Here is a 15,078-nt window from a genome sequence, read left to right as displayed (position 1 = left end):
GCGGCTTCACAACGCCCACGCAAGCAAAAAACCAAAAATTGCGACGATCACGCCAAGATGCAAAAACAAGTTACTGCCGGTGATCAGGTTCAACCCGAAGATAAACGGGAGGATGAAGTTGACGATCACGAGCAGGATTCCAACCATCGGCAATAGACCTTTGCGATGGGCAAAATAATTCGAAGCGCTATCGACCAGTTTCGAAAGCCAGTTCATACATCCTCTTCTTCCATTTCGTTTTCATGATGATTTTCGCCTGCTTCCCAGCCGCTGAATTGCGCCACCAGCCGCCCGGGAATACGCCCCTGCATCAACACGCCGCCGCGACCATGTTCAACCAGTTCCACCTGACCCGCTTCGTGGAATAGCGAGATCAAGCCGCCCTGTTGATACGGCAAGCGCACGCGGATGGGCGCGTATGTTTCGTACAGTTCTTCCTGGATGAGGCTCAACAGATCCTTCACGCCGCTTCCGGTCAGACCTGAAATTGCCACGGCTTTGGGGAAGCGACTCGTCACCTCGCGCGCCGACTCCGGATTGCGAAGTTTATCCACTTTGTTCAAGGCGGTGATCACGGGGATATGCCGCGCTCCGAGTTCCTCGAGAGTTTGTTGAACAGAGTTAAATTGATTGAGCGCATTCTGGTGCGAAATATCCACCACGTGCAACAACAAATCGGCTTCCGAAATTTCTTCCAGGGTTGCATGGAACGCCTCGACCAGCGCTGTGGGGAGCTTTTGAATGAAACCGACCGTGTCTGTCATCAATGACTGATAGCCGCCGGGTAATTCCACGCGGCGGGTGGTGGGGTCGAGGGTGGCGAATAATTGGTCCGCCACGTACACATCCGCTTTGGCGATCTTGTTCAACAAGGTGGATTTGCCGGCGTTGGTGTAACCCACGAGGGCTACCGTGGGGATGCGCGATCGTTTTCGTTGGGCGCGGTAACGTTGACGGTGCGCGCTGACTTTTTCGAGCTCTTTTTTGAGGTGCGCGATCTCGCGGCGGATGGCGCGTTTATCTACTTCGAGTTGCGTTTCACCGGGTCCGCGCAAGCCGACGCCCCCGGTGGAACCGGCGCGCCCGCCGCCTCCGCCTGCCTGTCGTTCGAGGTGCGTCCACTGCCCGGTGAGGCGCGGCAGGTAATATTCGTATTGCGCCAGTTTCACCTGTAACATGCCTTCTTTGGTGTGGGCGTGCAGGGCAAAAATATCGAGGATCAATGCCGTGCGATCCAATACGCGGACATTTCTTCCGATTGCCTCTTGCAATTCGCGTTGGTGGCGCGGGGATAGTTCGTCGTCGAAGAGGATGACCTGCGAGCCCGTCTCCTCGACAAGCATTTTCAATTCATCCACTTTGCCTGGTCCGATATATGTTTTGACGTGCGGCTTATCGAGTTTTTGAGTCAATGAGCCAGCCACATCGAGCCCGGCGGTATCAGCCAATAACTCTAATTCGCTCAACGAATCTTCGAGGGGCAAGTGATGTTTTTGCTGGTAAATATCGACCCCCACGAGAAAGGCTTTTTCACGAGGCGGTGTTGTGGGTTGAGGTATTCGTTTCGACATTCGGTTTAAACTTCTTTTCAAGTGTATCGAACAGGCGGCTCATTTCGGGGTCGGCAGATTCTGTGCGCGCAGGGATCAGGATATGGAATGTGGAACCCGGATACGCCTTTTCATCATACCCAGGCGATTCGACCCAGATGGCTCCGCCGTGCGCTTCCAGGATTCCGCGGGTGATGGAAAGCCCCAAGCCGGGTCCTCCGCCTTTGAACTTGGTTTTGCCGCTGGAGTGCAACCCGACGCTTCCGACCTGCCCAAACTTCTCGAAGATAATGGATTGGTGCTCCTGTGAAATGCCGATGCCTGTATCCTCGACAACGATTTCAATGAACCCGGGCAACATGCGTCCGCTTATGGTTATTTTACCGTTATCCGGCGTGTATTTCACCGCGTTGTTGATCACGTTGCGGAGCGCCTGTGTGATGCGTTGGGTATCGACATAAATCCACTGGCGGCTTCCTTCGAATTCGGTTGCGTCGATCTGAAGTCGGCGCGACTGCATGACCGGCTCAGCCTCCTTCCGCAATACATCTACGATCTGCCCAACCTGGGCTGGTTGGAAATTGAGCCGCAGGAGGTTGTTGTCGATCATCGAAACATCGATCATATCGTCGATAATGGCGCGTAGACGCCCGATGCCGATATTTACGCCGGCAAGCAACTTCCCCATGCCGCTGTCTCTGGCGTCACGCGCCAGGTCGTCCATCATCGAAGCGTAGCCTTCGATCAGCGTCAGCGGAGTTTTCAATTCATGCGCCGCCACCGAGATAAACGCGGATTTACTGCGGTCGATGCGTTCGAGTTGCTTTTGCACTCGTTGCATTTCATCGGAAATGTGCGCCACGCGCGTTTCCATTTCGTAACGCGCCACCACGCCCAAGCCATAGGTATACACGGGGATGATCGCAGCGAGCAGATCGATCGATTGTTGTTTGGTCAGGGTTTCGTTCGCCACCTGAATGGTCAGCGCGATCATTCGGTTGATGATGAACGATACGTGATACAGTCCTTCTTCGAGATTCGTTTCGGTGGAAGATTTTGCCCAATCGAGCAGGATCGAATCCATCCAGGCTGGGTCGCCTGTCGTCACCGATTGTTCGAGCAGGTCGAAAAAACGGTCCAGTTGTTGTTCGAACCCGGCGCGCACATCCATGCCGCGCGCAAGGTCGCGCCCTACGTGCTTGATCCACTCCGGGCGGATTTTTCTCAATATTTTCTGAACGGGCATACCGGGCGATTTTTTCTTCGGCATCCTCAATTCACCTTATCGCTGGCATTGTATCAGTTTTGCGGGTTTTGACCCACCACCCAAACCCACAAGGTTTGACCGACCGCCGCAAGACTTTCTGCCGACACTTTATCTGGCGTATCTTCCACTGTGTGCCAGTAAGGATAATCGAAGTCGATGATATCCACCGCAGGGATGCCAGCCTCAAGGAAGGGGGTGTGATCGTCCAGCATCGAATGTTTGTATTCGGGTATGAATTGACCGCCGTACCCCAAGCCATCTGCGATTGCCCAAATCTCATCCGTCAGCGCGGGGTCTGAATTCCGTTCCTTGAATAGGTTTAAGTCGGTGTCGCCGATCATATCCACGATCACCACTGCCTCAGGCTGATACGCGATCTTCTCGACAAATTCACGCGAGCCGAGAATCCAATCCCAGCCTTCGATGCGCCCGTTATCTTCCGCGTCAAAGAACACCAACGCAACATTCGTCACATCATTGGGGAGCGAGCGCGCAAGTTCCAGCAACACAGCCACGCCTGAGGCTCCGTCGTTTGCGCCGAGCGCCGGGATTGTATGATTGGCAACATCCGGGTCGCTATCGGCATAGAGGCGCGTGTCGTAATGCGCTCCCAAAATGATCGGCGGGTTCGAGTCGCCGCGCGTCGCCACCAGATTGTAGATTGGGTTCCCCAAGCGTTCCGAAACTTGAACTTCCACTTCCCACCCGGCGGATTCCAACTCCGCGCGAATCCATGCGCGGATTTTGGCATGTCCCTCCGACCCGGGCGCGCGCGGACCAAATGCAACTTGCGTTTTGACATCCTCGTAAGCGCGCAGGCTATCGAAGTCGGTTGGAGCAGGCTCAGGCTGGGTAAGATACGAGTAGGCGTACCAGGCAAGCGTCGCGGCGAGGAGCAATCCTATGGCTATCAAGTAAACGCGCACCGAGCGTTGATTCACGCTTGCGCTTCTCCGTGTGCCAGTGATTGCAACTCTGCCAGGGCGCGTTCGGCGTACAATCCGCCGCGCTCGCGCTTGCCGGTTTTTGGAGGGAAATCCATTGGGGCGAGAATGCCGAAATTTGCCTTCATCGGCTGGAAATCTTTGAGATCAGCATGAGTGATGTAATGACAGAGCGCGCCGAGCATGGTCGTTTGTGGAAGTTGAAGAAGACGTTCGCCGCACAATTGGCGAGCCGCGTTTTCGCCCGCCAGCAGGCCGGTGGCGATATTGCCCATGTAGCCTTCCACGCCTGTGATCTGCCCGGCAAAGAAAAGATCGTCGCGGTGGATGTGTTGCAACGTGGGGCGTAGTAATTTTGGCGAAGCGATGAATGTGTTGCGGTGCATCTGCCCGTACCGCATGAATTCGGCGCGTTCAAGCCCGGGGATCATGCGAAGAACGCGCTTCTGCTCCGGGAATTTCAGGTTGGTTTGAAAGCCTACGAGGTTGTACAAACTTCCCGCAAGGTTGTCCTGCCGCAATTGCACAACCGCATACGGGCGCTTCCCTGTGCGAGGGTCGCGCAACCCCACCGGGCGCATCGGGCCAAATGCAAGCGAATCAAGTCCGCGTTCGGCGATGATCTCGACCGGAAGGCAACCCTCGAAGAAGTGACCCGCTTTGACGCCGGTTTTGATGGCGTCTTCAAATGCGCGGAGTTCGATCCGTTCGGCATGAAGGAGCGCTTCGACAAACGCGTAATATTCGTCTTTGGTGAATGGGCAGTTGATGTAATCGCCCTCGTCCGGATTGCCGGCGTCGTAGCGCGAGGCGCGAAAAGCGACCTGCATGTTGATCGAGTCGGCGTGGATCACCGGCGCAATTGCATCAAAGAAGAAAAGATGCTCCTCGCCGCTCAGTTTTGCGATGGAGGCGGACAACGACGGCGAGGTCAACGGTCCGCTGGCGAGGATCGTAGGCGTGGGCGGGATCTCGCGCATTTCCTCGCGCTCGATCTGGATGTTGGGATGAGCCTCCATCCGTTCGGTGACCAGCTGCGCGAACAGTTCGCGGTCTACCGCCAGGGCGCCGCCCGCCGGCAGTGACGCTTGCTCCGCACACTCCAGCAACATCGACCCCAATAGGCGTGTTTCGTTTTTCAGCAATCCTGAAGCGCGGTCGGGCAAGTTGGAACCCAGCGAGTTCGAACACACCAGTTCCGCCAAATCTTGTGTTTGATGGGCGCCTGTTTGCAAAGTTGGACGCATCTCATACAGCCTTACGTTCAAGCCGCGTTGCGCGGCGCGCCAGGCGGCTTCGCTCCCTGCCAGCCCGCCGCCTACTACAATTAGATCTGTCATGACAACGATTCTACCATCCCACGCGCGTTGAGATTGCCTCTAAGGGAGTTGCTCGATACCTGCCTGATCGTTCGACGCAGATTGACGCTGAAAACACCGACAAAAAACTTTGGGGGTCCCGTAATCAACGGGAAAGAGCCTCACCACGAAGGACACAAAGTACACAAAAGGGGGGGAAAAGAGCCTAGTAGCGTGTCAACCATGAATTGACGGGTCGAGTTTTGAAATTTGCTCACGAAATGGCATCCTTCACCCATCAAAATACGCTTGACAGAGTACTAGATTCCTTGTGTTTTTCCTTTGTGACCGTCGTGTCCTTTGTGTTTGAAAAATGGTTTCCCGTTAAAAGCGGTAGAACCAAAACTTTTTTCGCTTGCTTTTTGAAATTCCCGCGATCACCTGCGTTTATCAGCCTCCAAACAGTTCGCCAGCGCAGTCATTCCCAGAGACCCGATGAGATTCCATCCGCTATCCTGCTGTATAATTCATTCAAGATGCCTTCCCAAAGCAATATCGAATTTCAACTCAAAGAAGCCGGCCAACTCGCCGAGGAAACAGCCTGGAGCGCGTTGGTCGAGCGCGAGGCGGGGTCGTGGCACATCCTTGAAAGCCACCATCTTCCGAAAAAGAATCAAGCGTCGTTGCTCGAATTTCTCTCCAAAGCAGAGGTGGACTCGTGGCTATGCGGCGCGGTGAGCGGCAGGCAAAGCCGTTCAGTCTCGCTTCCCGAATCCAGCGGGCTCGAAACAGGACGGTTAAACGCCTTCCCGCTGGTTGAGGCAACCCGCGTGATTCTTGTGGGCGCAAACCAACTCTCTAGCGCCTCACAACGACTATGGCGGCTGATCGCGTTTGGCATGAACGGAAACAAATCAACTGCCGACACCTCTGCCACCGCATCCGTAGCCGCGTCGCTTCTGGTTCCCGACTTGGATTCTGAAAACCCGTTTGATATGCCTCGCGCCCTGGACCGGGCGCTCACCTCGTTTATACGCCTCGTTGCTGTTCAGGGAGCCTGGCTCGCTGTCCGTCGCGGCGACTCGCTCGAAATCCGCGCGCAATGGAACGCGCCCCACCTCGCCGACACAGATCTTTTAATCGACGCCAATCCGCTCCTTCGCCGCATGAATCGCAACCTCACCCCAATGGTGGTTAATCGCGACGACGCGCTCTGGGCTGAAATCCCACACAAGGGGCTAAAGAGTAATACAAAGCTTTGGGCATGTATTCCCATCGTGATCGGCCAACGGGTGATCGGCAGTCTCGCAGTCTGGCGGACAAGCATCTTCAAACACGACGAGTGGAACCGGCTGATCGATCTCGTCACCCAGTCTGCGCCTGTGATCGAGACCATCATTACTTTTGCGGAAATGGCGAGCCACTTGCGCCGTCTCGCCATGCTGAACGATTTCGCCCTCACCGTATCATCGGGGCGCAACCTCGACCAGATCGCGCGCCGCATGTTTGCCCTGCTTGCCAGAGGATTCGGAACGGAACTGATCGCGCTCTTCCTGCTTTCCTCCGATAATCGGTTGATCCATGAATATCGATCGCAAGACGGCAACATGAACTCATCCATCCGCAATGCGCAAGAGGAAAAGTACGCCACACTGCTGGGTCAACAACAAAAGGCAAGGCTGGGCGATCCTCAACTCAAAGAGGTGACGCCGGTGCACAAAGGAGCGGCGTCCGGCTTGTACTTTCCTCTGCGGTTTCGCGGGCAAACGATCGGCATGTTGTGCGTGGAAGCGGCGAAAAACGAAGCGTTCGATTTTTACGACGAGAGCCTCATGGCGGTCATTGCCAGTCATCTCGCCAGCCTCGTTGACTACTCGCGGCTGCGCGAAGAAGCGGAGGGACGCGCCCGAAATCTTGGGTTGATCCACGAGGTGGTGCAACAGGTGATCGGCTTGACAGACGCCCGGCAAGTGGCGGAGATCTCGGCGGAATTGCTCGCCCGATACTTCGCCTACGAACTTGCGGCGGTCTTCATCGCCGACGCGCAGGGAGCGTTGACCATCGGCGGGTTTGGCGGAACCAGCCAAAATGTGGTGCGACGCGCGATGAAATCCTTCGAATACCCCATTAGCGGAGGCATCACCGGGCACGTCTTCGAAACCGGAGAGAGTTTAGTCTCCAACGATGTGGCGCAGGACAGCCGGTACCGCTCGCTCCATGGCTGGGAAGCGGGATCTGAAATGTGCGTGGCAATCCGAGACGGCGAAAGAGTATTGGGCATCATCGATGTGGAAAGCAGTTCGAGCAACGCGTTCACGCATAATGATTTTATGGCGCTTGAATCGCTCGCGGGCATCCTTGCCAGCGTCATCACCAGCGCAGATCAATACCAGCGCTTCCAAGCGACGATCGGCGAACTGCGCTCGACGCAGGGCGAACTGCGCGAACGCATGGAGGCGCAACGCAAAACGGAAAGCCGCCTCGTGCAAGCCGCTAAACTTGCGGCGGTCGGCGAAATGGCGGCAGGCATCGCGCACGAACTTAATAACCCGCTCACCTCAGTGACCGGCTTTGCCGAACTTGCTCTTGAGGAGACGCCTTCAGACAGCCAGGCGCGCAAAGACCTCGATCTCGTAGTGCGAGAAGCGCATCGCGCGCGCGATGTGGTGCGCCGCCTGTTGGATTTTTCGCGCCAAAGCGAAAGCGCGCGCGCCAAGACATCGCTCAACGAGATCGTCGAGGATGTGGTTGCGTTGAGTCGGCATCTCCTCCACACCAGCGGGGTTCGACTTTCGCTTCAACTTGACCCCAGTCTGCCGTGGATCATGGTAGACGCCAACCAGATCAAGCAAGTGGCGCTCAACCTCGTCCACAACGCTCTGCAAGCCATGCCCGACGGCGGCAAACTGGAGATCGAAACAAAGATATCCAAGCGACATCATCACAAAGGCGTCACCTTATTTGTGACCGATACCGGCGTGGGCATTTCGCCCGATGAACTGACCCGCATCTTCGAGCCATTCTTCACCACCCGCGGCGACCGAGGCGGCACAGGGTTGGGATTGTCCGTCACCTATGGGATCGTCACCGACCATGGCGGATATATCGATGTGGAAAGCGAACCCGGCAAGGGAGCGAAATTCACGGTCTGGCTACCGGTGGGAAATTGAAACCGCTTGAGATGAAAACGGATACTCCAACATGAAGCCTATTTCGATCCTTGTCGTCGACGATGAACCCGGCATCGCATCGCTTTGCAAACGCATCCTCGATCGTTCGAGTTACAAAGTCACCGCGCTGACCGATCCATCGATCGCCATCGAATACCTCCAACAAAATCGCTACGACCTGCTCCTCGTGGACATCCGCATGCCGGAGGTGGATGGATTCGACGTAATCTCTCGCGCGAAGATCGCGCAACCTGAGATCGCCGTCCTTGTTATGACGGGGTTTGGGACAGTCGAGACCGCCATTCGCGCCTTGCGGCAGGGCGTGGATGGACTACTTCTCAAGCCATTTGAAAACAGCGGCGAACTGCTAGAGTCGGTTCGTCAGGCGCTCATCGATAACCAACGAAAGCGCGATACAGCCCGCGTCCAGGCGCTGCGTCCGCTATTCAACGTTACCGAATCCCTGTTTGCCGAAACCGACTTGAATAAATTGCTCGACCTGATCCTCGCCGCAATTCGGGAACACTTGCATTGCGCGCGCGCCGCGATCTTTCAGGTAAAAGAAGGGCAAGTTGCCACCGTCGCGCAGATCGGCGACCCCATTCCTGTGGAGGACAATGCCACCGCCACAAATCTGATTGTCCAAGTAAACGATGACGGTAACCCCTTCATCGTCCACGCCACAGGACCCGGGGAACAGGAAACGCAAACGCTTCTTTCCGACATTGGGCTTGGTTCCGCCATCCTCATCCCAATCGCCCGCTCGAACATTCACACCGTGCTGGTCGCCGGGCGCGACGCGTCGGTGAGTCCATTTCGCGGCGCCGATCTCGAATTGTTCTTCGTCCTGGCGCGGCAGGCGATCGTCGCCATGGAAAACGCCCGCTTGTATGCAGACCTGCGCGAATATGTTCGCCGTGTGGAAGAATCACAACAGGCGCTCCTGCGCGCCGAAAAAATGGCGGCGGCGGGAAGGCTCACCGCGTCCATCGCGCACGAAGTCAACAACCCACTGCAGTCGGTGCAAAATTGTTTGCACCTCGCCGGGCGCGAAGATCTAGCGGCTGAAAAGCGGAAGGAGTATTTCGACCTTGCTCGCGCCGAACTCGACCGCCTCATGAAAACGATGCAACGCATGTTGGACTTTTATCGCCCCGGAGCGTCGCGCGTTGAGGAAGTGGACATACTCGAAGAATTAAAACACGTGATCAACCTCACCTCGCAACAATTCAGCCAGCGCAACATCCAGGTGATCACAGACTTGCCCGAATCACTGCCGATGATCTACGTGGTGAGCGGTCAGATCCAACAGATATTTTTCAACCTCGTCCTCAACGCTTTAGACGCCATGCCAATGGGAGGCGAGTTGAAAATCAGCGCGCGCCCCAAGAACCGCGGCGTCGAGTTGTTATTTGCCGATAACGGTCCCGGCATCCCGGAGACCCAACGCAATAACATCTTCGAGCCGTTCTTCAGCACCAAGGACGGAGGCACCGGACTGGGGCTCACTGTGAGTTACAATATCGTCACCGCTCACGGCGGCACGCTCGATCTCGTTGATCGCAAGGAGCCTGGCGCCTGCTTTCGGCTGTTCCTGCCATCGGGAAATAACTAACCGACGTTGCGCGGTAAAGCAGCCATGCAAGAGTTATCTCGCCATTCAGGTTGTTCTTGAGCAACAGCAACCTAAATGGCGCGTTACGAAGATCAGGCTGGCTTCAACTGCGTAACATCAGCGACCAATACCAATCGCATTTAAGGAAGCATAAGAATTCCTCACTTCAAGGGAGCAAACCATGAAATCGAACATCTTAGTGGTCGACGACGAGCCGGTTGCCCGGCAATCCATGACCGATATTCTGCGCCTCGAAGGGCTGGCTGTCAACTCTGTGCCGAATGGGCAGGCGGCAATCGAATTTGTCCGCACACACCCGGTCGAGTTGATGATCGTCGATCTGCGCATGCCCGGCATGGACGGGCTGGAAGTTGTGCAGGTGGTGAATCAGATTTCCCCTGAGACAGAGATCGTGCTTCTCACGGCATTCGCCACGACCGAGTCGGCGATCCAGGCTTTGCGTTTGCGCATCCACGATTATCTACTGAAGCCCGCCTCCCCCACGCAAGTGATCGCCAGCGTGAAGAAAGGGCTCGCCCGCCGCGACGCGCGTTTGAAGGCGCGAGGCGGAAACGCCTCCACCGATGTGGACGAGGGCAATGCCGAGTTCAATTTAAAAGACGGGACGTATATCGATCTATCGCGCCGCCTAATCCGCAAAAAGGATCATGTGATTCACCTGACCCCCGCCGAAGGGCGCTTGTTACGAGTGTTGATCGAAAACCCGGGGCGCGTCTATTCGCACCGCGAGTTGGTCCTGCTCGTGCAAGGATACGACACTTCCCAACGCGAGGCGCCTGAAATTCTTCGCCCGCTCGTCAGCCGCCTGCGCCACAAGATCGAGCCGTTCCCATCACTTTCCGACCGCATCGTGAGCGTTCGAGGGACGGGATATTTGTACGAGGGCGATAAGTAAGAGGGATATAACGATCTAGCCGGATGCATACGAACGGCGTGGCTGTTCCATCACCTCCATCAAATGAACCGCTGGAAAAATATCAAGTTCCACTTGTCGTACATGGCAAGATTTGGAATGTATTTGATCGCGGGTCGGGTATGCCAATCGTTTTCATGCACAACGGCGGTGGAAACCTTTGGAATTGGGCGCATCAACTTGAATATTTTTCTCCCAGCTTCCGTGTGATCGCTCCCGACTTGCCCGGGTTTGGACGATCACACCGGCCTTCTGAACCGCTTACCCTGGATGCATATGTGGAAGGTCTGTCGGAACTGCTTGATATCTTAGATTGCCCCAAGCCTATCCTGGTGGGAAATTGCATTGGTTCGTCAATTGCGCTTAAGTTCGCCTTACAAAAGCCTGAAAAAGCGACCGCGCTTGCGCTGTTCAATGTCTGTGGCGGCGCGCCAATGCTCAACCCATACCTGCAATTCTGGGCGACGTTACGCCCCGGCGCTGTTTTAGGAAAAGCAATTCACCGCTCCATCGTGAATTTCATGAGTCACCCCGGCTTACAACGCCTGCACTCACGTTTGATTTACGCGGACAACGAACCGAATCTCCATCCTTTACTGCGCCAATTCGCCGAACAACAACGCCTTGACGCTTCGTTAAGGGCGTCACTGTACTGGCTGATGATGGGATTGGATAGCTTTAACATCTTCAGCCAGCCTCAGCAAAAACCTATCCCCTTTTCGCCTGTATTGCTGGGCTGGGGAGCGCAGAACCGCACTCTAGCGACCCGCTGGGCTCAAGTGATTGCGAAGTGGCTTGCCCCCAATCAATTTTGGCTTATTGAGAATGCTGGTCATATGCCAATGTACGAGCAGCCCGAATTCGTAAACAAGATACTTGAAGACTTTTTTAGGCAGGGATATTGATTACCTCCTGCGGAAAATTCATCGCGCCGCTTCGACGAACTTCCTAAACAAATCCCTCGTCGGCTCTTGGTCTGTCAACCATTCGGGATGCCATTGCACGGCGAGACCAAAGGGATGGTCGGGTAATTCCACCGCTTCAACGAGTCCATCGGGCGCATACCCTGCCACGCGGAGCGCGGGAGCGATATCTTTGAGTCCTTGATGGTGATGGCTGTTGACGCGCACGATGGGGTTGCCAAGCACATCGGCAAAGCGAGTCCCCTCTTCGATCTTCACTTGATGGACCAACTCATGCCGCATATTGCCGGGATACGAATGATCGAGCGCGTTGGGGAATTGATCTGGCAGGTGCGTGTACAACGTCCCGCCGAGCGCCACATTCACCACCTGGCACCCGCGGCAGATGCCGAGGAACGGTTTGCCGTCCTCTGCGGCGGTTCGGGCGAGAGTCAACTCGATGGTGTCGCGTTCAGGCTCCACATCGGAGATGCGCGGATGCGCTTCTCCCGCGAAATGGTCGAGGGCGATGTCGCCTCCACCGGAGAGGAGAATCCCATCCAGTTTGGCGTAAAGCGCGTCCCAGCCATCGTCTGCAATAAGCGATGGAATCAAAACTGGGACGCCTCCCGCCTGGTGGATGGCATCCGCATACGCTTGTTGTAGCACGATGCGCGTTTGCCCGTATTCGTTATTTGAGAGATGGGTGGTAATTCCGATGAGCGGTTTCATGCCCCCTATTGTAAAAGACCTCGCAGGTTTTGAAAACCTGCGAGGTCTGCTTTCGCTAGTTATCGAACTTCTGCTTGAGGCGGGCAGATTTGCCGGTGCGCCCTCGCATGAAGTACAACTGAGCGCGGCGGACTTTATTATGGCGTTCGACCACCACTTTATCTACGCGGGGCGAGCGGAGCAGGAATGTGCGTTCGACGCCAACACCGTTCGATGCCACACGGCGCACGGTGATGGATTCTTCCGTGCCGCCCTTGCGGAAGCGGATGACCGTCCCTTTGAATTCCTGAATGCGTTCGCGCTCACCTTCCTTGATCTTCACGTGAACGTTTACTGTGTCGCCGGGTTGCATGGCGGGCACTTTTTCATTTTTTTTGGCTTCGAGAGCCTTGAGTATCTGCGACATTCTCTTTATTCCTTACAATGGTTTTTTGAGCGACGGCGGATTATAGCATGGCTTTTCGGGATGGACAAGCCAGTTTTATTGAACCTTTTTGAACCGCTAAGGACGCAAAGAACGCTAAGAAAACCTTTAAATCTTTGCGCTCTTAGCGGTCTTCGCGGTTAATGGCTTTCTGCTAAGAATACTTCCGAATTGCCAGCACCGCGTTATGCCCCCCAAACCCAAATGCATTGCTGATGGCGAACGAAATCTTCTTCTCCCGCGCCTGATTGGGAATATAATCCAAATCACAATCGGGATCGGGCGTTTCGTAATGGATGGTCGGCGGCAGAATACCCTCGCGGATGGCTTGCACGCAGAAGATCGCCTCCACCGCGCCGGTCGAGCCAAGCATGTGCCCGGTCATCGATTTAGTAGACGAAATAGGAATTTTATAAGCTAGATCGCCAAACGCAGATTTGACCACCCTCGTTTCAGATTTATCGTTGAGCGGAGTCCCAGTCCCATGCGCGTTGATGTAACCTACCTCCTCCACATTCGCCCCCGCCGAATGGAGAGCCATACGCACCGCGGCGGCTCCGCCCACCCCTTGTTCATGCGGCGCGGTAATGTGATAGGCGTCCGCCGTTGCCCCATATCCCGCAAGTTCCGCATAGATCGTTGCGCCGCGCGCTTTCGCATGCGATTCAGTTTCCAGCACGAGCGCCGCCGCGCCCTCGCCCATCACCAACCCATCGCGGTTTTTATCGAACGGCTGTGGCGTCATCGAATAATCCCCGCCCCGGCGCGACATTGCACCAACCCGGTCGAACGCGCCGACGCCTACTGAACAAATCGTCGCCTCCGAAGCGCCTGCCAGCACGGCATCGACCATGCCCGCCCGCAACATCAGAAACGCCATTCCGATACCATCGGAACCCGAAGCGCAAGCCGAAGCCACCGACATCGAAGGACCCTTGATGTGATAATCGATCGCGGCATGACCCGCCGCGCCATTCGCCATCAACATTGGGATCAGAAAGGGGCTGATTCGGCGGGGTCCTTCTTTCATATTGATGACGACCGCCTCTTCAAGCGACAAAATGCCCCCGATCGCCGAAGACAAAACAACCCCGATGCGACCCGCATTTTCCTCGTTGATCGTCAACCCAGAATCCTGTAACGCCTCTTTCACCGCGGCGGCGGCAAGTTGTTCGAACCGATCCCGCCGACGGGCTTCTTTGGCATCCATATAATTTTCCGGCTTGAAATTCTTGACCTCTGCGGCAAAGTGAACGTTATGCGCGGTCGAATCAAACAGCGTGATCGGAGCCACCCCCGAAACGCCGTTGATTAAATTCCGCCACGTTTCGCCCACACTCAACCCCAACGGATTGACCGTCCCCATTCCTGTAATAACAACTTTTTCCATTCAGTCCTCTACGATAATAATGTGATACACACAAGAACACTGGACAAGCGAACTCGTCACGCATTAAACCCAGCCCTTTGACGCGCCTCATTCCCAGCCGACGCCTGACTCTGCCGCGTAAATCTTTTCCTCCCCTCAGCCTTTCACCCCTCCCTCCAGCCGAAATTCCCCACGCCTGACCAACTCCCTGCCGACGCCTTGTCCTTGAAATTGTTTCAACACGTAAATGGCAAACAATTCGCCGAGAAATTTGCTATCGCCGCTGTGTTCTTTTCCGTAATTCGCAAAGCCGACGATCTGTTCATCTTTGATCGCAAGGAACGCGTCGCGTATCCCCTCTCCCTTTGGGAAAGGGTGAGGGTGATGGCGAGGGTAATTCATTCCCCCGCCTTCGGGATGTACTCCCCTTCCACCCAAAACTCGCCACTGGGACTCACTTCCTTTTTCCAAATTGGCACGATCTCTTTGAGTCGGTCAATCCCATACCGAGCGGCTTCGAACACTCCCGTATCGCGATGCGCGGCAGTGCAAGCGATTAACACAGTCGGGGTCTTCGGGTAGAGTTTGCCAATGCGCTGAACGATGGCGATTCCCTCAATCGCATCCCACCTCGCGCGGATCTCGTCCGCAACTTGTTTCATCTTCTCTTCCGCCATCGGGATGTACGCTTCGTACTCAAGATATTCTGTTTGGTGTTCGTCGCCGCGCTTCGTTTCGCCGCGCACCATGCCCGTGAATATCGCCGCCGCGCCCGTAGACGTGAGCGTGATTTGCGCGAGGAGATCATTCAAGTCAATCTCGTCTTCGGTGATGGAGAAAACGGTTGGAAGGTTGGAAGGTTGCATGTTGAAG

The 15,078-nt window shown here is 55.6% G+C and carries 14 protein-coding genes; 4 read left to right on the top strand and 10 right to left on the bottom strand.

What is annotated here, in order from left to right; translation table 11 throughout:
• Nucleotides 1–6 precede the first annotated feature (6 nt).
• From IPM31_19215 to trmFO, 5 genes are read right to left on the bottom strand one after another with little or no spacing between them, the layout of a single operon-like run.
• The gene (locus tag IPM31_19215; GenBank protein ID MBK9009102.1) at nt 7–216 is read right to left on the bottom strand and encodes a hypothetical protein; all 210 of its coding nucleotides are present in this window, start codon (nt 214–216) and stop codon (nt 7–9) included.
• The gene (gene hflX, locus IPM31_19210; protein MBK9009101.1) at nt 213–1,571 is read right to left on the bottom strand and encodes a GTPase HflX; all 1,359 of its coding nucleotides are present in this window, start codon (nt 1,569–1,571) and stop codon (nt 213–215) included. The genes IPM31_19215 and hflX overlap by 4 nt, the downstream gene beginning before the upstream one ends.
• Nucleotides 1,531–2,820, bottom strand: a complete 1,290-nt coding sequence (locus IPM31_19205; GenBank protein MBK9009100.1) for a HAMP domain-containing histidine kinase — start codon at nt 2,818–2,820, stop codon at nt 1,531–1,533. The genes hflX and IPM31_19205 overlap by 41 nt, the downstream gene beginning before the upstream one ends.
• A gap of 29 nt (nt 2,821–2,849) precedes the next feature.
• A complete protein-coding gene (locus IPM31_19200) occupies nt 2,850–3,758 on the bottom strand; it encodes a M28 family peptidase (GenBank protein ID MBK9009099.1) in 909 nt (302 codons plus the stop codon).
• Nucleotides 3,755–5,101, bottom strand: a complete 1,347-nt coding sequence (gene trmFO / locus IPM31_19195; protein MBK9009098.1) for a methylenetetrahydrofolate--tRNA-(uracil(54)-C(5))-methyltransferase (FADH(2)-oxidizing) TrmFO — start codon at nt 5,099–5,101, stop codon at nt 3,755–3,757. The genes IPM31_19200 and trmFO overlap by 4 nt, the downstream gene beginning before the upstream one ends.
• A gap of 494 nt (nt 5,102–5,595) precedes the next feature.
• Between trmFO and IPM31_19190 the strand changes: the two genes are divergently transcribed.
• From IPM31_19190 to IPM31_19175, 4 genes are all read left to right on the top strand, one after another.
• Nucleotides 5,596–8,229: a GAF domain-containing protein gene (locus IPM31_19190; protein ID MBK9009097.1), complete on the top strand. Its 2,634-nt coding sequence runs from the start codon at nt 5,596–5,598 to the stop codon at nt 8,227–8,229.
• Nucleotides 8,230–8,260: 31 nt separating this feature from the next.
• Nucleotides 8,261–9,844, top strand: a complete 1,584-nt coding sequence (locus IPM31_19185) for a response regulator (protein MBK9009096.1) — start codon at nt 8,261–8,263, stop codon at nt 9,842–9,844.
• A 181-nt stretch (nt 9,845–10,025) separates the two neighbouring features.
• A complete protein-coding gene (locus IPM31_19180) occupies nt 10,026–10,760 on the top strand; it encodes a response regulator transcription factor (GenBank protein MBK9009095.1) in 735 nt (244 codons plus the stop codon).
• Nucleotides 10,761–10,783: 23 nt separating this feature from the next.
• The gene (locus IPM31_19175) at nt 10,784–11,683 is read left to right on the top strand and encodes an alpha/beta hydrolase (protein ID MBK9009094.1); all 900 of its coding nucleotides are present in this window, start codon (nt 10,784–10,786) and stop codon (nt 11,681–11,683) included.
• A gap of 18 nt (nt 11,684–11,701) precedes the next feature.
• Here IPM31_19175 and IPM31_19170 read toward each other — a convergent pair whose 3' ends face one another.
• The 5 genes from IPM31_19170 to IPM31_19150 form a co-directional block, all read right to left on the bottom strand.
• On the bottom strand, nt 11,702–12,412 hold the full coding sequence (locus IPM31_19170; protein MBK9009093.1) for a gamma-glutamyl-gamma-aminobutyrate hydrolase family protein: 711 nt from the start codon (nt 12,410–12,412) through the stop codon (nt 11,702–11,704).
• A gap of 55 nt (nt 12,413–12,467) precedes the next feature.
• Nucleotides 12,468–12,818 (bottom strand): 50S ribosomal protein L19, encoded by a 351-nt coding sequence (rplS, locus tag IPM31_19165; protein ID MBK9009092.1) that lies wholly within the window; start codon nt 12,816–12,818, stop codon nt 12,468–12,470.
• A 172-nt stretch (nt 12,819–12,990) separates the two neighbouring features.
• Entirely contained in the window at nt 12,991–14,226 is a 1,236-nt protein-coding gene (gene fabF, locus IPM31_19160; protein MBK9009091.1) for a beta-ketoacyl-ACP synthase II, read from the bottom strand.
• A 135-nt stretch (nt 14,227–14,361) separates the two neighbouring features.
• Entirely contained in the window at nt 14,362–14,607 is a 246-nt protein-coding gene (locus IPM31_19155; GenBank protein MBK9009090.1) for a GNAT family N-acetyltransferase, read from the bottom strand.
• The gene (locus IPM31_19150) at nt 14,604–15,071 is read right to left on the bottom strand and encodes a molybdenum cofactor biosynthesis protein MoaE (GenBank protein MBK9009089.1); all 468 of its coding nucleotides are present in this window, start codon (nt 15,069–15,071) and stop codon (nt 14,604–14,606) included. Before IPM31_19150 ends, IPM31_19155 begins: the two co-directional genes overlap by 4 nt.
• Between the last annotated feature and the right edge of the window lie 7 nt (nt 15,072–15,078).

This window comes from Candidatus Defluviilinea gracilis (genome assembly GCA_016716235.1).
Classification (GTDB): domain Bacteria; phylum Chloroflexota; class Anaerolineae; order Anaerolineales; family Villigracilaceae; genus Defluviilinea; species Defluviilinea gracilis.
This window is presented reverse-complemented; position numbering and strand designations above follow the sequence as displayed.